11 protein-coding genes are annotated in these 22,828 nt (G+C 67.1%); 9 read left to right on the top strand and 2 right to left on the bottom strand.

Annotated elements, in window-relative coordinates; genetic code table 11:
- Window positions 1-100: 100 nt before the first annotated feature.
- A complete protein-coding gene (locus OHB12_RS28870) occupies window positions 101-1,954 on the top strand; it encodes an ABC transporter ATP-binding protein (protein ID WP_327112496.1) in 1,854 nt (617 codons plus the stop codon).
- Window positions 1,951-3,687: an ABC transporter ATP-binding protein gene (locus OHB12_RS28875; RefSeq protein ID WP_327112498.1), complete on the top strand. Its 1,737-nt coding sequence runs from the start codon at window positions 1,951-1,953 to the stop codon at window positions 3,685-3,687. The genes OHB12_RS28870 and OHB12_RS28875 overlap by 4 nt, the downstream gene beginning before the upstream one ends.
- Before the next feature lie 147 nt (window positions 3,688-3,834).
- Here OHB12_RS28875 and OHB12_RS28880 read toward each other — a convergent pair whose 3' ends face one another.
- Window positions 3,835-4,542, bottom strand: a complete 708-nt coding sequence (locus tag OHB12_RS28880; RefSeq protein WP_327112500.1) for a siderophore-interacting protein — start codon at window positions 4,540-4,542, stop codon at window positions 3,835-3,837.
- A 129-nt stretch (window positions 4,543-4,671) separates the two neighbouring features.
- Window positions 4,672-5,136 (bottom strand): hypothetical protein, encoded by a 465-nt coding sequence (locus OHB12_RS28885; RefSeq protein WP_327112502.1) that lies wholly within the window; start codon window positions 5,134-5,136, stop codon window positions 4,672-4,674.
- Window positions 5,137-5,335: 199 nt separating this feature from the next.
- On the opposite strand from OHB12_RS28885, the gene OHB12_RS28890 reads away from it, so the two are divergent.
- From OHB12_RS28890 to OHB12_RS28920, 7 genes are all read left to right on the top strand, one after another.
- Window positions 5,336-6,634, top strand: coding sequence for a SidA/IucD/PvdA family monooxygenase (locus OHB12_RS28890; RefSeq protein ID WP_327112504.1), 1,299 nt, complete (start codon window positions 5,336-5,338; stop codon window positions 6,632-6,634).
- A 43-nt stretch (window positions 6,635-6,677) separates the two neighbouring features.
- On the top strand, window positions 6,678-7,619 hold the full coding sequence (locus OHB12_RS28895; RefSeq protein ID WP_327112506.1) for a methionyl-tRNA formyltransferase: 942 nt from the start codon (window positions 6,678-6,680) through the stop codon (window positions 7,617-7,619).
- A 61-nt stretch (window positions 7,620-7,680) separates the two neighbouring features.
- The gene (locus tag OHB12_RS28900) at window positions 7,681-11,925 is read left to right on the top strand and encodes a non-ribosomal peptide synthetase (protein WP_327112508.1); all 4,245 of its coding nucleotides are present in this window, start codon (window positions 7,681-7,683) and stop codon (window positions 11,923-11,925) included.
- Window positions 11,922-12,917: an ABC transporter substrate-binding protein gene (locus tag OHB12_RS28905; RefSeq protein WP_327112510.1), complete on the top strand. Its 996-nt coding sequence runs from the start codon at window positions 11,922-11,924 to the stop codon at window positions 12,915-12,917. The genes OHB12_RS28900 and OHB12_RS28905 overlap by 4 nt, the downstream gene beginning before the upstream one ends.
- A gap of 145 nt (window positions 12,918-13,062) precedes the next feature.
- Complete coding sequence (locus OHB12_RS28910; protein WP_327112512.1) at window positions 13,063-14,757, top strand: condensation domain-containing protein; 1,695 nt, start codon at window positions 13,063-13,065, stop codon at window positions 14,755-14,757.
- Window positions 14,754-19,229, top strand: a complete 4,476-nt coding sequence (locus tag OHB12_RS28915; protein WP_327112514.1) for a non-ribosomal peptide synthetase — start codon at window positions 14,754-14,756, stop codon at window positions 19,227-19,229. The genes OHB12_RS28910 and OHB12_RS28915 overlap by 4 nt, the downstream gene beginning before the upstream one ends.
- A 146-nt stretch (window positions 19,230-19,375) precedes the next feature.
- Window positions 19,376-22,825 (top strand): non-ribosomal peptide synthetase, encoded by a 3,450-nt coding sequence (locus OHB12_RS28920; protein ID WP_327112516.1) that lies wholly within the window; start codon window positions 19,376-19,378, stop codon window positions 22,823-22,825.
- Window positions 22,826-22,828 lie beyond the last annotated feature (3 nt).

The following is a 22,828-nucleotide window of genomic DNA, read 5'->3' on the forward strand; positions in this document are numbered from 1 at the left end:
CCGTCACTCAACTTAGCCTAACCTATCTTTTGGACCTGTTCTCTGTGAAGATAGGTCCGATTCTGGTGGCAGAACCATGATGGTCGAGAGGCAAGGGCATATGACGGTGGAGGTCGGGTCGCTGTCGGCCGCGGAGGCGGGGAACTGCCCGCCGCGAGCGGTGCAGCAGGAACGCCAGCAGCGGGAGGTGTTGGCGCGCAAGGAGATCCTCGCGCCGGTCCGCCGAACGCTGACGTTCGCGAGCATCATCATGGCGATCGCCTCGGTGTGCACCGTCGTGCCGTTCGTGCTGATCGTCGAGGCGTGCCGGGAACTGCTCGCCGACCACCCGGACTCCGATCGGGTCTGGAAGCTGCTTTGGGCGGCGATGATCGTGCTCGTCGTGCGCGGCCTGCTGCAAGCGCTCGCGTTGACCTGGTCGCATCTGGTCGATTCCGGCTACCAGCTGACAGTGCGGCGGCTGCTTGCCGCCAAGCTCACCCGGGTGCCGCTCGGCTGGTTCGGTGAGCGCAGTTCCGGCGAGGTGAAGAAGTACCTGCAGGACGACGTCGAGGCGCTGCACTACCTGGTGGCGCACGCGCGGCTGGAGTTCGTCGGCGCGTTGATCGTTCCGCTGGTCACCCTTGGCTACCTGGTCACCGTCGACTGGCGGCTCACCCTGGTGCTGCTGATTCCGCTCGCGACCTATGCGATCGCGTTGAGCAAGATGATGGATCAGGACAGCCGGGATCGCCTTGCGATCTACAACCGCTGGGAGCGGCGAGTCCAGGAGGCGACCATCGAGTTCGTCGACGGAATCCAGGTGGTGCGCGCATTCGGCCAGGCAGGGAAGGCGCACAGCGAGTTCCGGGACGCGGTGGAGGGCCAGGCACGAAGCCTCGACCGCTGGAAGACGCCGATGATCCGGTTGCAGTCGGCTTCCGACATCGTGGTCGCGCCGGTGTTCGTGATGGTGGTGATCGTGGTGGCCGGCCTCGCCGCGGTGCAGCTGGACTGGCTGGCGCCGCTGGATGTGCTGCCGTTCCTGCTGGCAGGCCTCGGCCTCGGTGGCGCGCTGCTCGGCCTCGGCTACGGCGGGCAGGCGCTGCGCGCTGCGGGCGCTGCGGCGGTGCGGCTGTATGAACTGCAGCAGACGCCCGAGTTGCGTTCCGGCGCCGGCACTTCGGCGCAGCATTCGAGCATGGGCGAGGCGGGGCTGGTTCGCTTCGAGTCGGTCTGCTTCGGTTACCGCGGCGATCACCAGGTGCTGCGCGATATCGACCTCGAGTTGCGGCCGGGCACGATTACCGCGCTGGTCGGCCCGAGCGGATCGGGCAAGTCGACGCTCGCCAAGCTCCTGCCGCGCTTCTACGATATCGGCTCCGGTCGAATCACGATCGCGCAGCGCGATATTCGCGAGTACTCCACCGACGAGCTGTATTGCACGGTCGGTTTCGTGTTCCAAGACGTCCGGCTGATCCGTGGCACGATCCGTGAGAACCTGCGGTTGGCGAGGCAAGACGCCGATGATGCCGCGCTGGAGCGGGCGGCGCGCGCAGCGCAGATCCACGATCGGATCATGGCGCTCCCGCGTGGCTACGACTCCGAGATCGGCATCGATGCGAGCCTGTCGGGTGGTGAGGCGCAACGGCTTTCGATCGCTCGCGCTTTGCTCGCGGATACCCCGGTGCTCGTGCTGGACGAGGCGACGGCCTTCGCCGATCCGGAATCGGAGGCCGCTGTGCAGGATGCGCTGGCCGTGCTGGTCGCAGGGCGGACCGTGCTGGTTATCGCGCATCGCCTGCACACGGTCACCGGCGTCGACCAGATTCTGGTGCTGGACAACGGAATCCTGGTCGAGCGAGGCGACCATCGAACGTTGCGTGACGCGGGCGGCACCTATCAACGGCTCTGGGAGATCAACGAGGCGGCGCTGCGCGAGGTTGCGCTGATCGAAAGCGAGGAAATGCGATGATTCGCAAGATGCTCGGGCTTGTTCCGGATGAATTCGCACCGCTGACAACGAAACTGCTCGCCGCGATCACCGCGCAGGCACTGTGCCAGTCGATCGCCTATCTCCTGTTGGTGCCGGTGTTGGAGGCGTTGTTCGACGACGACCTCGGCCGCGCGTGGTTCTGGACGCTGCTGATGCTGGTCGCCGTCGCGGCCATGGCCGTCTTCGGATACCTGCAGGCGACGATCGGTCTGCGCATAGCGGTCGGCATGCAGCGCGGGTTGCAGACCAGGATCGGTGACCACCTCAACGCACTCCCGTTGGGCTGGTTCGAAACGCGCGGCACCGGGCCGCTGTCTCGCATTGCCGTAGAGAATGTGCGCGAGATCCAAGGCGCCATCGCCTATCTGCTGGCCAAGGTGTTGACCAGCATCGTGGTTCCGCTCGGTGTCGCGGTGGGCATGCTCTTGATCGATTGGCGCATCTCGCTGGCCATGTTGCTCGCCGCTCCGGTGCTCTTTCTGGTCAATGGACTGGCCAACGGCGCATACACCCGGTCCGACGAGCGGGTGCACGCCGCGGCGGCCGAAGCAGATTCGCGGGTGGTCGAGTTCGCGCAGGCGCAGCCGGTGCTGCGGGCCTTCGGTGCGGTCGGCGCAGGCAATCGCGCGCTCGATGGCGCGCTGCACCGGCAGCGCGCGGCGAGCGCGCGGATGGTGTTCACCTCGGTGCCGGGCCTGATCGTCTTCGCCCTGTTCGTTCAGGCGGTCTTCCTGGTGCTCACCTATGTCGTGGTGAGTCGGGCGACCGACGGTGCGATCTCGGTCGCCGCCGCCATCGCGTTGATCGCGGTCAGCTCCCGCTTCATCGAGCCGCTGAACCAGGCCGCGCAGCTGGGCAACGGTCTACGCGCGGCCGCGGCCGCGGCCGACCGGGTCACCGAGCTGCTCGCTGAACCCACACTTCCGGAATCGACTACGCCTGTTACGCCTGGTCGGTCGAACATCGTGTTCGACAACGTGTCGTTCGGCTATCGGCCGGGCGAGCTCATCCTGTCCGAGGTGACCTTCAGTGTGCCCGCGGGCACCACGACGGCGATCGTCGGGCCGAGCGGTGCGGGCAAGACCACGCTGCTGCGGCTGGCCGCGCGGTTCTACGACGCCGAGTCCGGCCGGGTCGTGGTCGGCGAGCACGATGTGCGGGAGCAGCCATCGGAGACGCTGCTGAACCAGCTATCGCTGGTTTTCCAGAACGTCTACCTGTTCAACCGGTCGGTAGCGGACAACATTCGGATCGGCAGGCCGGACGCCACCGATGTCGAGCTGAGCCGGGCGGCGGAGGCGGCGCGCGTGGACGAGATCGCCGAACGGCTACCGGATGGATACGGCACTGTTGTCGGCGAGGGCGGCGCCACCCTGTCCGGCGGTGAGCGGCAACGGGTTTCGATCGCCCGCGCGTTGCTGAAGGATGCACCGATCGTGCTGCTGGACGAGGCGACAAGTGCACTGGACCCACACAGCGAGGCAGTCGTCGTGCGCGGCGTGCACGAGCTGACCAGCGGCAAGACGGTGATCGTCGTCGCGCACCGGTTGGCAACCATCGCGCACGCCGACCAGATCCTCTTTCTCGACGGCGGCCGCATCGTCGAGCGTGGCACGCACAGTGAGCTTTTGGAGCTCGGTGGCCGCTACGCCGACTTCTGGAACGAGCGGTCGCGCGCGTCCGGCTGGCGGCTGGAGCCCACGCCGGTCTGACCCGTTGCCGACGGGCCGCGCCTCCATGGAATCCTCCCCGACGACTGCGGGTGCGGTCGCGGCAACAGCAGGGCGCGACTATCTACACAAACAGTGCGAGCGGCGGGGAAGACGCCGCGCTCCGGCGATCCGGTTGCGGGGTGCGAGCTACTTCCAGTAGGCGCGGGACTTGATCGCGGTCTTGGGCAATCCGTGGGCGGCCTTGAGGGTCTTGACGATCGAACGAGTGGTGTGGCCGTCGCAGGCGACCCAGCCGTATGCGTCCTGCGGGCAGGATATTTCGTGTGCCTGCTCGCGCAGCAGCCGCCCGTCGTCGACGCGCTGTAACCAGGTCACCTGGTGGTGTGGCTTGTTGCGCACCGGCAGTGTCCTATCGGACTCGTCCTGCCACTCCAGCCAGATCCGAGCTGGAGTGTCGCCGATGGCATCCAGCAGCGAGTTGATCGCGGGCAGTGAGGCGGTGTCGCCGAAGACGACGTATTCGCTCGGTGTCGTATCGGGCAGTTGGAAGTCCGAGCCGAGCACCGCGGCCTCGATCTCGTCGCCCACCTTCGCGCGCCGTGCCCATTCGCTGGCCGGGCCGCTGTGCAGGGCGAATTCGATGTGAAAGCGGTCGCCGGCCGGATCCTGATCGACCAGGGTGTAACCGCGCTGATAAAGCTTCTCACTGTTGGTATCCGGGATCCACAGGCGGATCCACTGTGTGGGATGAACCGGATGGTCCGCGAGCAGCCCACCGGCAGTGAAGCCGATTCGCTGGTACGCGTTGGTAATGCTTTCGGTGGAGGTGACGCGGAGTCGGTAGTCGTCTGCCCGCCACACCTTCAGAAGCAAGCCCTCGGTTCCTTTGCCCATGTGGCTAAGGTTAGCCTAAGTAAACTCGAAAGTCTTGTGGTGGATGCCGTGGAATTGATGCGGCGAAGTCCCGGGCGATCGGATCCGCCGACGCCGAGCGCCGGGACTCGATGCCGGTGCGGCGGTGGCCTATACGGCGCAGGGCACCGACGCGTAGTAGGCGACTGTGCACAAAGCTTCGCGCGTCAGTTTCCAGGTTCCGTCGATCTGACGCCAGGACACCTCGATGAGCGGGAGGTCCTCGAAGCCGTCGACCGCGGTCTTCAGCTGGGCGGTGAGACTGTCGCCATGCGCGTCGACCGGGCCGACGACCGACCAGCGGTAGCTCGGGAACATCGCGATCCTGGCCGCGACTTGGTCCGCGATCGACACACCCGGATCGCCTGCTTCCAGCTCCGCGGCCCGGCCTGCGCGTGACGCGCCGGTGTTCAGCACCAGTTGCAGCTTGGACTGCAGCTCACCGACCGACGGTGCCGCGGTGTGGGCGATCGACGGCGCTGCGGTCGCGGTCGCGGCGGTGCCGATGGTGCCGACCAGGGTGGCGGCGGTGAGGGCGAACGCGGCGATTGCCGCGCGCGTGGAGCGCTTGATCATCTGAGTTTCCGTTCGTTCGGTGTGCGGTCGTCCGGCGCCTGGGTTTTCGCCGCGGCAGCGGTACTCCTAGCAATATAAGGTAAGCCTATGCAAATATGGGCGGACGCCAAATAGGATGCCGTGAGGTTCGCGAGACGCCGGCGACCGTCTGCGCAGCTGAATGCTCGATCCGATAGCTGTGTGGTGGCTGGAATCACAGATGGGAGAACCGGTGGACAGACTGCTTGTGGTGGGTGCGGGGCCGAAGGCCATGGCCGTCGCGGCAAAGTCGCATGTACTGCGCGAGCTGGGTCTGCCCGCGCCGCAGGTGATCGTCGTGGAATCGCATGCGGTGGGCGGTAACTGGCTGTCCAGCGGCGGCTGGACCGATGGTCGGCACCGGCTCGGCACCAGTCCGGAGAAGGATGTGGGTTTTCCTTACCGCTCGACCTGGTCGCGCAGGCACAACAGTGCGATCAACGACGCGATGATGGCCTTCAGCTGGACGTCGTTCCTGGTCGAGCGCGGCATGTTCGCCGAATGGATCGACAGGGGCCGCCCGAGTCCGCAGCATCATGTCTGGGCCAAATACCTGCAGTGGGTCGCCAGGAAGACCGATGTCGAGCTCGTGCTCGGTTCGGTGCGCAAGATCTCCGCGGCGGCCGATGGCTGGCTGGTCTCGGTGATCGACGCGGATGGTGTCGTCGCCGAGATCGATGCGGACCGGCTGATGATCACCGGACCGGGCGACAGTGGGCGCGCGCTGGTCGACCACCCGAAGGTGTTGAGCATCGCGGACTTCTGGGATCTCGCGGGCCGTCGCCAGCTGCCGGTGTCGTCGCGGGCCGCGGTGATCGGCGGCGGCGAGACCGGCGGCTCGGCGATGGACGAACTGGTCCGCCACGACGTGCTGACCGTTTCGGTGATCTCGCCCTCGGCCACGATCTACACCCGTGGCGAGAGCTACTTCGAGAACTCGCTGTACAGCGATCCGGTCAAGTGGCGGGCGCTGAGCATCGCGGAGCGCCGCGACGTGGTCCGGCGCACCGACCGCGGCGTGTTCTCGGTGCGGGTGCAGGAGAACCTGTTGGGCGACAGCCGTGTTCACCACCTGCAGGGGCGGGTCGTGCGGGTAGTCGAGCAGGGCGAGGGCATCGCGCTCACCCTGCGCAATGAGCAGCGCCCGGACCAGGTGCATGCCTTCGATCTCGTGGTCGACGCGACCGGGGGGCAGCCACTGTGGTTCTTGGACATGTTCGACGCGGATGCCGCGGACCTGGTCGAGCTGGCGATCGGCGGGCCGATCACCCAGGCGCGGATTGAGGCGTCGATCGGCCATGACCTGGCGGTGTCCGGGCTCGAGGCGAAGCTCTATCTGCCGAATCTCGCGGGTCTGGCTCAGGGGCCGGGTTTCCCGAACCTCAGCTGCCTCGGCGAACTTTCGGATCGGGTGCTTTCCACGGAGCCGGTCGGATCCGGGTCGATCAGGCGGGCCGCCCCAACGTCCGCTCATAGATAGGCTAGCCTAGCCTTACTGGCCATCGAGGATGAGAGTTCGGTTCATGCGTATCGTGTCGTTCGGCTTCCAGACCTGGGGCCGTAAAACCCTGCAGGCTCTGCTCGATTCGGAGCATGAGGTGGTGCTCGCGGTGACCCATCCGGCAAGTGCCCAGTCCTACAAGGCGATCTGGTCGGATTCGGTCGAGGAACTGGCCCGCGAGCGCGGCATTCCGGTGCATCTGACCGAACGGGCCGACACGGAGACCATCGATCTGGTCAAGCGGGCCGAGCCGGATGTCATTGTGGTGAACAGCTGGTACACCTGGATGCCGTCGGAGCTGTACAGTCTGCCGCCGCACGGCACGCTCAATCTGCACGACTCGCTGCTACCGAAGTTCACCGGCTTCTCGCCGGTGTTGTGGGCATTGATCAGCGGTGCGTCCGAATTCGGGCTCACCGTGCACCGCATGGACGAGCAGTTGGACACCGGCGACATCCTTGTGCAGCGCTCGCTGCCGATCGGGCCGACCGCCACCGGGACCGAGCTGGTCGAAGCCGGGATGGAGCTGATTCCCGGCGCACTGCGAGAGGCGCTGAGCGCCCTCGAGTCCGGTACCGCGCAGTGGCGGCCGCAGAACAAGGCCGAGCGAACCTACTTCCACAAGCGGTCCGCGCGCGACAGCCGGATCGATTGGTCGTTGTCCGCGGTCGATCTGGAGCGCTTCGTGCGCGCGCTGTCCGAACCGTATCCGCGCGCGTTCAGCAGCTACCGCGGCGAGAAGGTCGAGATTCTGGCCGCCGAGGTGTCCGCGGCACGCTACGGCGGCACCGTGGGGCGGGTAGTGGTCCAGGAAAGCGGCGGTGTCGTGGTGTGCGGGTCGGACGCGATTCGTGGACGCAACCGCGGCCTGGTGATCACCCGTGTGCGCACAGCGGATGGCGTCGAACACTCTGGAGCCGAATTCTTCACGCGCGGGGGATATCTCACCGACGCACCGGAGTGAGCCGCTATTCGTGGCAAGCCTGCCGGAATCAAATGTCCGACCTGGGAGGTCGAAGGAATTCATGTCGACCATAGCCAACGACGCGAAGCGTTCGCAGCGCCGTCGAGCCGCATCGTGGCTGATCGGCAGCGCAGCGACGCCCACCCGGTCGGCAGGCGAGCAAAAACCGCTGTCTTCGGCACAGCGGCGCGCCTGGTTCCTGCAGACCCGCGATCCCGAGGACGTCACGCTCAATATCGGAATCGCGTATCGGCTGACCGGCTCACTGGACCCCGAACGACTACGCGCCGCCGCCGAGGTAGTTGTCGCCCGGCACGAGATCCTGCGCACCACCTATGGGCTCGACGCGGAGGGCGAGCCCTACCAGATCGTGCGGAACGGTCCTTCGAGCTGGCAGGAACACGATCTTTCCGAGCTGCCCGTGTCGAGCCGTGCACGTAGGCTCGAGGTGCTGTCGCGGCGCGAACTCGGCCGACCGTTCGATCTGACCACCGATGCCCCGATGCGGATGACGCTGATCCGCACGGGCGCGGAGGAATTCGTCCTGGTGCTCGTGGCGCACACCATCGCGTGGGACGACCGCTCGTGGATTGTCTTCGCCGCCGATCTGAACGCCGCCTACAGCGGCGCCCAATTGTCCGAACCGCCACAGCTATTCGCCGAGGCAGCGGCGCTCGATGACGCCGAACCCGATGACGCCGCGGTGGAATTCTGGCGCCGGCTCCTGAGTCCGCTGCCGGAGTCGCCGGTGCTGCCGGGCAAAGCGCTGTCCGCAAGCGGAACACGTCGGACCGGGCGCTGTGCCAGAGAGCTGCCGCGTGAACTCCTGTCCCGGGTGGACGCATTCGCTCGCGATCACGCGTCCACGTCGTTCGCCGTGCTGCTCGCCGGGTATCACGCGGTGATCCACCGCTACACCGCGGCAACGGATTTTCTGGTCGCGGTTCCGGCGAGCACCCGCGACGCCGCCGCGGAATCGGTTGTCGGTTACTTCGGCAATACTCTGCTGCTGCGTGCCACACCGCGATCGGCGGACACCTTCGCGAATGTCGCCGCGACCGTGCGCGATATGTGTGCCGAGGCGTTCGCGCACCGGCAGGTCGGCATCGATCGGGTCATCCACGCCGTGAATCCGAATCGCACCGGTGGCCGGGACGGTCTGGAACAGCTGGTACCCCTGGGCTTCGGGGTGTGTGAGCGCGGTCGCGGACTCGAGCTCGGCGGCTGCACCGCGATTCCGCTCGAGCTCGGCAGCCCGGTGGCGCCGGTCCCGCTGCGGCTCACCGTCGTGCTCGACCAGGCGGGTCCCCGCATCGAGGCCGAATACTGGGACGATCAGTTCGAGCGCGGCCTGGTAGAGCAGTTGCTGATGCACTACGAGCAGCTGCTGGACAGTGCGCTTGCCGAGCCGCACGGCCGCATCGGCGATCTCGACATGTTCGGTGACGACGATTGCGCACTGCTGCTCGCGTTGTCGCGCGGCGAACTGGTCGACACCTCGCCGACCACCATGGTCGCGCTGTTCGAGCGCCGCGTGTCGGCGGCGCCGAACTCGGTCGCGGTGGTCGCGCCCCAGCACGACGGGGCCGATGTGGAGCTGACCTACGCGATGCTGAACCGCCGTACAAACCGTTTGGCACACTGGCTGATCGGACAGGGAGTTGGTGCCGAGGACATCGTCGCGCTGCGTATCACCAATTCGGTGGAGTTCGTGGTCGCGGCGCTCGGCGTGCTCAAAGCGGGCGCGGCCTACTTGCCGATCGATCCGGCCTATCCGGACGAGCGGATCGATCTGATCGACCGGGATGCACGGCCCCGGATCCTGCTCGGCTCGGTCGAATTGGCGGCCGCGGAAGAGGCGAGTGTCAGCCTGCCCGAGCGCAATCCATCCGATGACGACCGGGTGCGCCCGCTGCGTCCCGGCAATCTCGCCTACGTCATCTACACCTCGGGATCGACAGGAACGCCCAAGGGTGTGCTGGTTTCGCACGCTGCCATCGCCGACCACCTGGAGGGGTTCAGCGCCGAGTGGGGGATTACGGCAGCGGACCGATTGCTACAGTCGTCGTCGGTCAGCTTCGACGCCTCCTTGCTCGACATCTTCGTCACGTTGACTGTGGGCGCGCGGCTGGTGATTCCGAAACCCGGCGCGTTCAGCGACATCCCCTATGTCGCCGACCTGATCGCGCGGTGCGGCGTCACCGTGCTGCACATGGTTCCGTCCATGCTGAGCACCTTCCTGCTGCTGCCCGATGTGCGCGAGTGGCGGGCGCTGCGGCATGTCCCGGTCGGCGGCGAGGCGCTGCTCGGCGAGGTGGCTGACCGGTTCGCCGGTGTCTTCGACGCCGAACTGCGTAATCACTATGGCCCCACCGAGGCGGTGGTTTCGGCGACGCATATGCCGGTCGAGGGCCCGCAGGGCACCCGCATCGTGCCGATCGGCGTCCCGAATCGCAATGTCTACGTGTACCTGCTCGATGAGCGGTTGCAGCTGGTTCCTGCTGGTGTGGTCGGTGAGATCTATCTGGGCGGTGCGCAATTGGCTCGCGGCTACCTCGACCGCCGTGGGCGCACCGCGGAACGGTTCGTCGCCGACCCGTTTCTCCCTGGGCAGCGGCTGTACCGCACCGGCGACCTGGCCCGCCGCAATGGCGACGGTGAGCTCGAGTTCGTCGGCCGCGCCGATGACCAGGTGAAGGTGCGTGGGTTCCGTATCGAGCTCGGCGAGGTGCAGGCCGCGATCGCGAGCCATCCGGATGTCGGTCATTGTGTGGTGATCGCGGTGGCGGACGGGGCGGTGGGGACGATGCTGGTCACCTACCTCGTCCCGGTCGACGGGACCGGCCTCGACCTGGAGCAGGTGCGCGCGCACGCCGCGGCGAGCCTGCCCGAGTACATGGTTCCGTCGGCGTTCGCCGTGCTCGACGAGATCCCGCTCACCACGCACGGCAAGCTGGATAAGCGCGCGCTGCCCGCGCCCGTGCGGTGCACCGACCGCGGCTACCGGAAACCAGTCACTGCCATCGAGATTCGCGTCGCCGAGCTGTATGCGGAGATCTTCGGTCTGCACCGCGTCGGCGCGGATGACTCGTTCTTCGAACTCGGCGGGCATTCGCTGCTGGCCAACCGGCTGGTTTTGCGGCTTCGCGCCGAGTTCGGCGTCGAGATCGATGTGCGTGTCCTCTTCGGTGCGCCGACCGTCGTGGGACTCGCCGCGCTGATCGAGGCGACTCCCGTTGCCGCGCCGGATGTGCTGACCGCCGATGAGCGCCACCGCATGCTCGGTGAGTGGGCGACCGGTGTGGAACTGTCGGACATTCCAGAGATCACCGAACTGGTCCGCCGTGGTCGTGCGATTCCTGGCATTCGGATCGCAGTGCGTTGCGGCGCACTGGCTCTCACCTACGAGGAGCTGTTCGCACGCCTGGACGCCGGAGTGGAGGACCACGGAACGGCGGCGGGCGTGTCGGTCGACCGGCTGGTTCCGCTGCTGGCCGCCCTCGGCGGCATTGCTCCGGACCGAGGTCTCGTGGTCGGTACCGGGTCGGAGACCGTCGTGCTGTCCGGTGCCGCTCTGGCGGCCGCCGTCGCGGACCGCCGTGCGGTCGCCGCCGAACACCGCTGCAGGCACTCGGATCCCGCGTACGGCTCGGCGGATGTCCGGCTGATTGCCGCCGGGTGGAGCGATGCCCAGGTGGCGGTAGAAATGCTCGCCGCCCTCGCTGACGGTGCGACGCTGATCGTCGCCACGGAAGCGCAGCGGGCGAATACAGTGGAGCTGGCCGAGGTCATCGTGACCCATGCGGTCACACATGTGGTCGCCTCCGCGGAGACGGTCGCCCGGATAGCGCGCGCCGATGGTGTGCTGCTGCCGACCATCCGGCGCTGGGATATAACCGGAACCGATTCGGCCCCAATGCTCCCCGTCCGCCTCGCCGCTGTCGCGCCCGAATCGGTCGCTACCTTTGCCTACACCGTGCCTGCCTGCGCGGGGCTGGTGGCGCGCGGTCCGCTCGACGGCACCGGACGCACTCGCCCGATTCCAGGCAGCCGGGTTCTGGTGCTGGACGAGTCGCGACAACCCGTGCCGCCCGGCGTGATCGGCGAGGTGTATGTCGGCGGCGCCGCGCTGGCGACCGGCTATGCCGGCACGCCCGCCGTGGACCGATTCGTGGCCGACCCGTTCCTGGCGGGCGCCCGGTTGTTTCGGTCCGGAGACCACGCCCGCTGGACCACCGAGGGGTGGTTGGTATTGGACCCGCGCGACCACGCGCCGGTCGGTGACGCTGAGGAGTTGACGGAATGAAGCTGGGCGGAATGACGGCGGGTCGCGTCCGCGGTGTACTCGGACGGACCTGTCTCGCGATGATGGGGGTGGGATTGCTGTGCACCGTGGTCTCCTGTGGGTCGGATGACCGGAGCGACAACGGGTCCGGCGCGGTGACCATTACGCACCGCCTCGGCGAGACCACGGTCGAGGGCACCCCGCAGCGCGTGGTCACCCTCGGCAACCAGTGGTTGGACGCCACCCTGGCGCTCGGTGTTCCTCCGGTCGGTTATGCCGACAACATTTCTCTCGGCGCGAAGTCGAAGGTGCCGTGGGCACCCGACTCGCTGGGCCAGGCCAAGGTGCTGAACATGGGTGCCGATGTGGCCGAGCAGATCGCCGCGCTGGAGCCGGATCTGATCCTGGTTCCCGGCTTCATGGTCGACAAGGCGATGTATGAGAAGCTGTCCCGGCTCGCGCCGACCATCGGGCCCGTGACAGCCGACGCACAGGTCGACCAGTGGTCCGACCAGGTGACCACGCTCGGCAAGGTGCTGCACAGGGAGGGTGAGGCGAGCCGGGTCGTCTCGAGTGTCGACGGGCGCATCGACGCGGTGGCCGAGCGCTATCCGGGCCTGAAAGGTAAGACCTTCCTCACCTGCATGTTGACCGGACCCGCGCAACTGATGGTGCTGGCGGATCCGAAGGACGGCTCGGCCGCGCTGTTCACCCGGCTGGGTATGGGCATTCCGGAGCGGATCGCACGCGAGGCGCCTACCGGCGGTCGGCTGGCCATGTCGCCGGAACGACTGGGCGACTTGACTTCCGACATGTTGATCTGCGGCGCGATGCCTGCCTTCGAGGAGAAGTTCAAGCAGCTGCCCGGCTACGCGGACTTGCCGTCGGTGCGGAACAACGGCATTGCTTTTGTCGACACGGTGACGATCAGCGCTATCAACACGCCGACCGCGTTGTCGGTGCCTTATGTCCTGGACAGGCTCGATTCAACGTTCGCGGCGGTAGGCAAGTAGGCCCGACCCGCACAGCCGGAGTCGCGGGATGTATTAGGATAGGCTAACCTGCATATTGGCGTGATCGCACGCCCGAGATTTGATCGGTAGCAGAAGGCTGAAGTGGCGCCTCGGAGTGGCTGCTTCGGTGCCCGGAAGGATCGCAATGCCAGATTCGCTCGTGCGGAACAAGAACACGACCAAGATCACTGGTGACCGCGGCGCGCCACTGTCGCTGGCGCAGCAGGCCGCACTCCTTCCGGAACGTCTTCGGCGCACGCCTGCCGCGAATCTGTTTCTGGCGCTGGAGATCTCGGGCGAGCTCGAGGAGGGTGCGTTCGACCACGCCGCCGTCGCACTGCTGGCCGAGCACGAAATCCTGCGTACCGTCTTCCCGGATGATCGGCGCGTTCCCTATCAGCGCGTCGTCCCGGTGCCGGAGTCGGCGGTAGAGGTCATCCGGCTCGGTGATGCCGCACTCGATGCCGCACTGCACGCGGACGCGGAGCATCGCTTCGATCTAGTACGGGAGATTCCGACTCGGATCCGCTGGTATGTGCTGCCGGACCGCGCGGTCGTCTCGATCGCCGTGCATCCGGTGGCGGCCGATGGCCGAACACTCGAGTTGCTGGCCACTGAGTTGTTCGCGGCCTATGACGACGGGCGGGCCCAGCCTGCCGCGGCGCAGTATCGGAGTTTCGTCGCGCAGCAGTTGAAGGGGCTGGCGACCACCGTGGCCACTGACCCGGCGCTGGCCTATTGGCTGGACCGGCTGGCCGAGCTGCCCGAACGTGCCGTCCCGGCTGGGGAATCCGCGGATCGGCAAGGTGCTGCGCGGCGGGTGTTCCGCGTCCCACCCGACACCATCGCGGCGCTGGTCGCCGGTCAGGACACCGCCGCCGCGTTCGCGGCACTGTTGGCCGGCGCATTGCGCGACGCTGGGATGGGTGCGGACATTCCGGTGGGCATCGTCGATACCGCCAGGTCGGCTCCCGGCGCCGGGACGGCGATCGGGAACTTCGCCAATCAGCTGGTGCTGCGGCTCGATTCGGCGCCTGCGGGCACGCCACGCGAGCTGGTCGAGGCCGCCGCGAGGAGTATGGCGCAGGCGCGTACGCATGCGCAGACCCGGATCGAACGGCTCACCCATGAACTGAAGGGCACCGGCGCGGTGGCGACCGGGGCGCTGTTCCAGGTGCTGGTCGGCGTCCGCGCGGGCGGGCCGGTCGAGCTCGCCGGGCGCGGCTACACGGCGCGCGAGATCATCCGGAATACCGCTCGCCCGCTCGGCGTGGATCTGGTTGTCGACGTCGCGACCGAGGCCGACGGCGCGAAGGTGACTCTCGATTTCTCGGCGCGCCTGGCGGGTCACCCCGAAATCGACGAATTCGCCGGGCATCTCGAACGGCTGTGCTCGGCGTGGGCCGCTGGACGGGACGAGCGAACCGGCGTCGCGCTGTTCACCCGGCCCGCGGTGACACCCGCGCTGATGGGTGTCTCCGGACTCGGTGGTGCGCCGCGGACCGAGGCTGAACTCGTTGTCGCGGAGGCGATCCGGAAGGTACTCGACCTCGACGAGGACGATGAGATCGGCCGCGAGGACACCTTCTTCTCACTGGGCGGCGACTCCATTGCCGCGCTGCGCCTGGTCACCGACCTCGGGGAGCGTGGGTATGTGCTGGATGTGCAGACGGTGTTCGGCTTCCCCGCGATCCATGAACTCGCCACCCAGCTGACCGAGGCAGGCGATACCGCGGCGACCGGCACGGCGGCCGTCGAGGCACAGGTCGCGCCGATGAGCGCGTCGGGACTCGACCCGGTCGTCTTAGCCGCGCTCGGCAAGAAGTTCGGCGCCGAGTGAGCACCGAAATCCTCGACGTCGTCGCGCTGTCGCCTTTGCAGCGTGGGTTGTATTCAGTCAGCACGATGTCGCACGGTGTCGATCCGTACCTGGTCACCTTCGTGGTGCGGATCGAGAATCTGGCCGAGGTGTCCACGCTGCGAACGGCATTCGACCACTTGCTCGACCGCTACCCGCAGCTCGGCGGCGCGGTGCTCGCCGACGGTCTTCCGCACCCGGTGCTGGTCATGACCTCGGCGGGGCGCATCGCCTGGCATGAGGTCGATCTGCGTCGAGCCGACGATCCGGACGCGGCCGCCGGGCAGCTCTACCGGGAGGAGGGCCGCAGGCGCATCGATCTGGACAGCGGCCCGCTGTTCCGGGTGACTGTCGCACGCGTGGGTGAGCATGCGTACGAAATGATCTGCACGGCACACCACATCATCATCGATGGGTGGTCCATCCCGCTGTTGTTCGCCGATCTGATCGCGCTGCACCGCGGCGAGGGCGCGACACTGCCGTCCGCGCCGCCGTTGCGCGAGCACGCGGCCTGGCTGGCGTCGCGAGACACCACCGCCTCGATCCGCGCATGGACCGCGGCACTCGCGGACCTGACGCCGATGCCCATGATCGCCGCACCCGCACCGGCCGATATTCCCGCGCTCGGCGAAGCGCGACTCGGCCGCGGGGAAACCGAACTGGTGACGAACTGGGCCCGCGGTCGCGGACTCACGATCAACACCGTGCTCCAGATGGCCTGGGCGCGTGTGCTTTCCGGGCTGACCGGACGCGATGACGTGGTGTTCGGGCAGACCACCTCCGGCCGCGACGCATCGCTGCCGAATGCGGAACGCCTGGTCGGCGCGCTCGTGACGACCATTCCGGTCCGGGTGCGGCTCGATGAGCGGTCACCGGCAGATCTCGGCACGCGCTTGCAGCGCGACGTCGCCCAGTTGCGGCCACACGAATACCTCGGCATCGCCGAGATCACTCGGCAGGCCGGTGCCGGTCAGCTCTTCGACACGCTGCTGGTGTTCGAGAATACCCCGATAGGGTCGATCACCGCCGAGATGCCGATAGGTGCGGGCGCCACGCTCACGCCGCGCCGGATCGATTCGCCGAGCCACTATCCCCTCGCGGTGGTACCGGTCATCGAGAACGGTGAGCTGATAACTCGGGTCGAGATCCGGCCCGATCTGGTGACCAGGTTCGATCCGGACCGCTTGGCGCGCAGGATGCTTGCCGTGGTGCGCCGGATCGTCGACGTGGCCCGCTGCTGTGATGTGGACCTTTTGCTCGAAGACGAAACCGCCGTGCTGGGGCGGGCATTGAAGTCCGAAGGCGCGCCGTCGTTCCTGCCCGGGCCCGGGTCCGGTGCGGATGCGGATTCCGCTGACCTCGAGTGGGACCCGGCATTCGCCGGAACGGGGGAGCCCACGGCTGGGACGATGCCGACAACCGTCCAGGAAGCGCTGCTGGCCGTGGCGGACGGTGCCGCCGACCGGATCGCGGTGATCGACGAGTCGGGGGAGCAGTCGTTTATCGAATTCGGTTCGGCGGTACGGGCTTTGGCCGAGGGTCTGCGTGCCGCGGGGCTGCGGCGCGGCGATGCGGTGGCGGTTGTGCTGCCGCGCGACAGGCGAGTGCTGCACGCGCCGTTCGCGATCGGCCACGCAGGCGGACTCTGCGTCCATGTCGATCCGGCCACGCCCGCCGACCGTTTGGCCTACATCCTCGGCTCGGCCGAGGTCCGTGTCGTGCTGGGCGACGAATCTCTCGGCGAGGCGCTCGACCGAGCGCGTGAACAGGGCATCGATGTGCGACATGCGATTCCGGATCACGCGGGTGGGCTCCGCTTGACGGGCCAGCCCACCGCCACCCACGACGCACCGCATGCGACCTCGGACACGCCTTTCTATGTGGTATTCACTTCCGGCACCACCGGCCGCCCGAAAGGCGTCGCGGTGCCCCATAGGGCGCTGCTCAACCACTGGTCGAACCACGAGCGGCGGATCTTCGCACCCGCGGCCGCGCGGACCGGTCGTCCGTTGCGTGTCGGGCACGGCTGGTCGACCGGCTTCGATGCCGCGTGGCAGCCGACCGTGGCATTGCTCAGCGGGCACACGGTGGTCCTGCTCGGCGACAAGGTGCGCACTGATGCCGAGCAGATCGTCGCCGCCATCGAGCGCCACCGGATCGATATCTTCGACACTTCGCCATCGATGTTGAGCCGCTTGATCGTCGCGGGCCTTTTCACCGAACGAGACGGCACGCCGCACTGCCCGCTGACCGTCCTCGCGCTCGGCGGCGAGGCGATCAGCTCGGATACTTGGCAGCGGTTGCAGGGGCTGCCCACCACCCGCGTCATCAACTTCTACGGTCCGACGGAGACCACCGTGGAAGCATTGATGGCCGATGTGCACGACCATCCGGCACCGACGATCGGGCGCCCGTTCGACGGCATGACCGCCGAAGTGCTCGACCATCGTCTGCGCCCGGTGCCGCCGGGCGGTCAGGGCGAGCTGTATCTGTCGGGCGCGCAACTCGCGCTCGGGTATCTCGGGAGGCCGGGCGCCACCGCGGCGGCCTTCGTCGCGGGCTCGGCCGGAAGGCGTTATCGCACCGGCGATCTGGTGCTCCGCGTGGCGGACCAGACCGTGGTGTACGAGGGCCGGATCGACAGTCAGGTCAAGATCAACGGTTATCGCGTCGAACCCGGCGAGGCGACCGTCGTGCTCCGCGAGCTCGATGGCGTGCGGCACGCCGCGGCGTTGGCGTTTGTCGAAAACGGCCGAACCAAGCTGGGCGCGTTGGTCGTTGCCGAGCGTTCGGTCACCGAGATCCGCTCGGAACTGGCCCGGCGACTGCCCCAATTCCTGGTGCCGAGCCGGATCGTGCACGTCGACGAGATCCCGCTGAACCGCAACGACAAACTGGATGTGCACGCCGCCACCGCGCTGCTGGCCGGACAGGCCGCAGGTACCGCCGTGGCGGAGCCGGCCACCGACACCGAGCGTGCCCTGCTCGGATTGATCGCTGCCATGGGCGAATCCGGCACCGGCCACTGCGGTCGGGCCAGAATCCTGGACACTCTGGTCGATCTGGGCGTGGACAGCATCGGGGTCATGGATCTGGTCTCCCGGCTACGCGGTAGCGGCTATCGCGTCGCCGCGAAAGACATCCTTGCCGCCGCGGACCTCCGCGATCTTGCGCGCCGACTCGATGAGCTCAGCCCACTCGGTCACGGTGAGTCCGCGGCGGAGGTGACACCCGTGGGGACGGTTCTGCCACTCGCGGCGCTTGCACACGAGATCATTGCCAATGGCAACTTCCGCTATCTGTCTCATAGCCAGGTGATTTCGTTGCCGGACGGTGTTTCGGTCGACGAAATCGCCGACCGACTCGAGGCATTGGCTACCGCGCATCCCACGCTGCGGTCCCGGCTGGATTCGGATGCGGAAGGCCGGCCCGTGCTGGTAGTGGAGGAGTCATCGAGCGCCGCGGCGCTGTTATCCGTTGTCGCCGAAAATCCGACGGACAATGCGAAACATCTGCGCGACACCGTGGAGCGGCTGAATCCGGAAGCCGGTCATATGATCGCCGCTACCGTGTTGGAGGGGGTTGTCGGTGACGGGGCGAATGGTCGCGGGCCGGTGCCACGGCGGCTGCTGCTGTCGATCCACCATCTCGCGGTCGATGTTGTGTCCTGGCTGGTCCTCATCGACGATCTGCGACGGCTGGACCGAGGTTTGCGTCCCATCAACGAGGAACTGACGCAGGACATCTCGACTGTCGCACCGACGTCGGGAGCCGAGATCCTCGGTGCTCCGATCGGCGGGCGGTTCACCGACCCTGCCACCGATCGCGCGGGCAATGCGATCCAACGGGTGGTGGAACTCGGTCCCGACCGCACCGAGTACCTGCTCGCGCGCTGTGCGGACACCGAGGTGCCGTTGGAGGACGTGCTCATCATGGCTTGCGTGCTCACCTTCCACGACAGCGTTGACGACACCGGCCGCGTCGCGGTGACAAGGGAGTCACACGGTCGTTCCGCGGAAGACGACACCCGCAGAGTGGGCTGGTTCAACATAGAAGAGACGATCCTGGTACTGCTCGCCCATGCGCAGAACTGGACAGCGCGGCAGGGTCGGCCGTTTCTGACCGATCGCACGCTCGATGCTCGCGGTCAGCTGCGCGTGAACCACCTCGGTCGATTCGACGTGCTGCAGTCCGGCGACGGTCCATGGGTGCCGGTTCCGATGTCGGATTTCACTGCGGAATTCGGCATCGCGCCCCATCCCGATCTCCCTCAACGTTTCACCGCCGAAATTTCTACGGTGGTGATCCCCCGCGGCAACCGGCCCTCCCTGGTGGCCCAATTCGATATCAACTCTGCCGTACTCGACGACGCCGAGGCCGATGCTCGTATCTCCCGCTGGTCGGATGTGTTGTCCGGCTTCGTCGAAGACCGACTGGTTGCCGCCCGCCCTTGATGGTTCGGGTACGGGTGGCGGTCGACATTCTGAAGATAGGTAAGCCAAACCACATTCTGCCTCTCGGGTCAGGTTTTGAGTTACGATGCATGCGGGTTAGGCAAGGCTAGCCTTTATATCTTGCAAGGCTGGTTGTGAGGAGTTCCATGCTCGACAAGGCTGAAGTTCGCGACATGGTGGCGGCGGATCTCGGCGTAGCGCCTGAAACGATCGACTACGACGACGATCTCGTCGGCTTGGGTATGCACTCGATGAAGCTCATGCGTCTCGCGGCCACTTGGCGTAAGCAGGGCTACGAGGTGCGCAGCTCCAGCCTGGCGCTCCAGCCGACCATTGCCGCGTGGACGGAGCTGCTGGCTGGTGGTCGGGTGGCCCCGGATGCCGTTCCGCAGCAGGCCATCATCGCCGAAGAGGCCTCCTGCTCCGACGAATTCGAGCTGGCTACTATGCAGCACGCCTACTGGGTCGGCCGAAGACAGGATCAGCGTCTTGGTGGTGTCGCGGCCCATCTGTACGTCGAATTCGATGGCTGTGGATTGGACGCGGAGCGGATGCGGCGGGCGGTGGACCGCCTGGTTCGCAGACACGAGATGCTGCGGGCCCAGTTCCTCGACAGCGGCACCCAGCGGATTCTGCCCGAGCCGCTGGTTCCGGTCTACCACGCCACTGATCTGAGGGCGGAATCCGACACCACCGCGGTGGCCGCCGAACTCGAGCGGATCCGCCAGGACAAAAGCCATCAGCGCATGGACGTGTCGGCCGGGCAGGTGGTGGATATCGCCGTCACCCTGCTTCCGGACGGCGGACACCGGCTGCATCTCGACGTCGACATGGTCGCCGCGGATGCGCAGAGCTACCGCCGGATTCTCGACGATCTCGCCGCGCTGTACGAATCTGACGACGACTCGCTCGGTCCCATCGGGTTCACCTTCCGGGACTACCTCGCTGCCGAGAAGCGCGCCGCGCCGGACAACTCCGAGGACGAGAAGTGGTGGGAGAACAAGATTCTCACGCTACCCGACACTCCGACGCTGCCGGTGGTTCCCGAGAGCGAGCGCCGCGACCCTGCCCGCAGCATCCGCCTGCACCACTGGTTCGACGCCACCGCGAAGGCCCGGCTGTACAAGAACGCGCACGGCAACGGCGTTACCCCCGCGGTGGCCCTGGCCACGGTGTTCAGCGAGGTGGTCGCGCGCTGGTCGGCGCACCAGCGGTTCCTGCTCAACCTGCCGCTGTTCGCGCGGGAACCGCTGCATGACGACATCGATCGGGTGGTCGGCGATTTCACCAACTCGGTGCTGGTGGATGTCGACGCGCGCGAAGCGGAGTCGATGGTGGCCAGGGCCAAGCGGCTGCAGCGCGAACTGCACACCTGCGCAGCGCACTCCACCTACGAGGGCTTGGACGTGCTGCGCGATCTGGGCCGGCTGCGCGGCGGACCGGTGACCCCCTCGGTGGTCTTCACCTCCGGACTCGATCTCGGTGAGTTGTTCGCCGAGCGGGTCACCCGTGTCTTCGGTGATCCGGTCTGGATACTGTCGCAGGGGCCGCAGGTCGATGTGGACGCGCAGGTTGTCGAGCTTGCCGGCGGGCTCCTGGTCAACTGGGACATCCGGCGCGACGCGCTCCCCGCGGGTGTCGCCGAGACGATGTTCGCCGAATTCCGCCGCACCCTTGAAACTCTCATCCAGCCGGATGCCGACTGGTCCGCGGATCTGGCGGTCGCCTTGCCGGAAGAGCAACGCGCGGTGCGTGCCGCGGTGAACGACACCGAAGCGGAATTGGGCGAGCGAAACCTGCACGACGCTTTCTTCGCGCTCGCACAACAGCATCCGGAGCGGGTCGCGCTGCTGTGGCGACAGGGCGGCGCGACCAGCTACGGCGAGCTGTCGGATCAGGCGCTGGCGGTGGCACACGCGCTTGTCGAGGCCGGGGTTCGCCCGGGTGACACGGTGGCGGTCATCGTGCCGAAGGGGCACCGGCAGATTCCGTCCGTGCTGGGGGTGCTCGCGGCGGGCGCGACCTATCTGCCGATCAGCACTGATCAGCCGCAGGCTCGCCGGGATCGGATTCTGGAACGCGGTGGCGTGCGAGTCGTCATTACCGAGGGGCCGGACGAACTCCCGGAGCAGCTGACCCGCGTCGTGCCGGCCAACGCGCTGACCGGGCCGCGGCTCGATCGTGCGCACAGTCCGGCACCGAATGCGCACGCCTACCTTTTGTTCACCTCCGGCTCCACCGGCGAGCCGAAGGGCGTCGAGGTAAGCCACCGCGCCGCCGCCAATACCATCGATGCGATCGCGACGCGGTTCGCGATCGGCGCGGAAGACCGGTTCATCGGGTTGTCCGCCCTGAGTTTCGACCTCTCGGTGTTGGACATCTTCGGCCCGCTGTCGCTGGGTGGTGCGCTGGTCTGCGTCGACGAGGAGATCGATCGAGACGCGGCGGCGTGGGCCTCGCTGATCGCGGACACCCGGGTCAGCGTGATCAACTGCGCGCCAGGACTGATCGGCATGCTGCTCGATATCGCAACGGCGGAGCAGCTTTCGTCGCTGCGATTGGTGCTGACCGGCGGTGACCGGGTGAAAACCCAGCTCGGACAGCGGATGCGGCAGCTGGTACCCGGACTGCGCTTTGTCGGGCTCGGCGGCACCACCGAGACAGCGATCCACTCCACGGTGTGCGAGGTCACCGACGACTTTTCGGCCAAGTGGGCGAACGTTCCCTACGGCACTCCACTGGCCAATGTTCGGCTGCGTGTGGTCAACGAGCGCGGCGAGGACTGTCCGGACTGGGTTCTCGGCGAACTGTGGATCGGCGGGGCCGGTGTCGCCGCCGGTTACCGGGGCGATTCTGCGCGGACAGCCGATCAGTTCGTCGAAGTCGACGGTGTGCGGTGGTACCGGACCGGCGACTTGGCGCGCTACCTGCCGGACGGCACCGTCGACTTCCTCGGCCGCGCCGACCACCAGGTCAAGATTCGTGGCTACCGTGTCGAACTGGGGGAGGTCGAGTCGGCGTTGACCGCGCTGCCGGATATTCGAGAGGCCGTCGCAGTAATCACCGAATCGGCCCGGCTGGCGGTGGCGGTGACCGCATACCGTCCGATCGACACCGATCGGATCGGTGACGAATTGCGGGACCTCTTGCCCGCCTACATGATTCCCGAGTTCATCGAGGTTTTGGGCGATATCCCGCTCACCGGCAACGGCAAACTCGATCGTTCCGCCATCCGCAGACTGCTCGCCTCGGGCGACACCGATGCAGGCACCTGTTACGTGCCTCCGGCCGACGAGGTCGAAGCGGCCGTCGAGTACATCGCCGCCCAGGTGCTCGGACTCGACAAAGTCGGAGTCGACACGGACTTCTTCGAAATCGGCGGCAACTCGATCCTCGCGACCACGCTGACCGCGAAGATCCGCGGTCTGCTCGCCGTATCTGGGTTCGGTGTTACCAGTGTGCTCGAAGGCCGGACCGTGCGCCGGATCAGTGCCGCGCTGTCGGCGGCGGAGCAGACGCCCTCCCGGCTGACCCAGGTCTGCCGGATTCTGCTCGAACTCGCCGAGGTGACCATTCCGGAACCGGCGGCGGTCTGACCC

Source organism: Nocardia sp. NBC_01730 (assembly GCF_035920445.1).
Classification (GTDB): domain Bacteria; phylum Actinomycetota; class Actinomycetes; order Mycobacteriales; family Mycobacteriaceae; genus Nocardia.